At 55.4% G+C, this 1,185-nt stretch carries 1 rRNA gene; it reads right to left on the bottom strand.

What is annotated here, in order from left to right:
* Positions 1-879 (bottom strand): 16S ribosomal RNA (locus tag BLT15_RS13045); the annotation flags it as partial.
* Positions 880-1,185 lie beyond the last annotated feature (306 nt).

Raw genomic sequence — 1,185 nt, 5'->3', positions numbered from 1 at the left:
GGCACTGAAGGAGTTTAACCCCCAACACCTAGTGTCCAACGTTTACAGCCGGGACTACCGGGGTATCTAATCCCGTTCGCTCCCCCGGCTTTCGCGCCTCAGCGTCAGAGACAGCCCAGAAAACCGCTTTCGCCACTGGTGTTCCTCCTGATATCTACGTATTTCACCACTACACCAGGAATTCCGTTTTCCTCTGCTGCCCTCAAGCAAGACAGTTTCGAATGCACGCCTGGGGTTAAGCCCCAGGTTTTCACACCCGACTTGCCTTACCGCCTGCGCGCCCTTTACGCCCAGTAATTCCGGACAACGCTTGCCCTCTACGTGTTACCGCGGCTGCTGGCACGTAGTTGGCCAGGGCTTCCTCAACGGGTACCGTCAACGATCACCCTTTTCTTGATGATCGCTTTCTTCCCCACTGACAGGACTTTACGACCCGAAGGCCTTCTTCATCCACGCGGCGTCGCTCCGTCAGGCTTGCGCCCATTGCGGAAGATTCCCCACTGCTGCCTCCCGTAGGAGTCTGGGCCGTGTCTCAGTCCCAGTGTGGCTGATCGTCCTCTCAGACCAGCTACGGATCGTCGCCCTGGTAGGCCTTTACCCTACCAGCTGGCTAATCCGACGCAGGCCCATCCCGGGGTGACGGCTTGATGCCGCCTTTCATTAGGGTGTGTTGGCCACTCCCTAACATATGCAGGATTAGCCCCGCTTTCGCAGGGTTATCCTCCTCCCCAGGGCAGGTTACCTACGCGTTACTCACCCGTCCGCTACTCTCCGTGATCCTCTCTGCCCCGAAGGGCAGAAGAGGGCGGAGCGTTCAACTCGCATGTGTTAAGCGCGCCGCCAGCGTTCGTCCTGAGCCAGGATCAAACTCTTCTTTGAAGGTTAAAAACTTTAACCCCGGCCTTCACACTCTCGTGTAAAGACCTATTCAATCTCCGGACCCTGGCGGGTCCTTTCTGACAGGGACATGTGCTAGCTGCTGATTCACTTTTCAAGGTTCGCATTCTTACCCTCTGCACCCTCTTTCATTCTTTCAGGCGCACTTTATATATTACCATCTCTCGGGACTTCTGTCAAGCCTTTTCCGGAAATTATTTTCATCTCCGGGTGCGCCCTCTTTACTAACATACCATACATCTCGGGCGCTCTCTTTCTGCCCCGTTTTCAATCACGCACTTATACAGT

The organism is Halarsenatibacter silvermanii (genome assembly GCF_900103135.1).
Taxonomy (GTDB): domain Bacteria; phylum Bacillota; class Halanaerobiia; order Halanaerobiales; family Halarsenatibacteraceae; genus Halarsenatibacter; species Halarsenatibacter silvermanii.
This window is presented reverse-complemented; position numbering and strand designations above follow the sequence as displayed.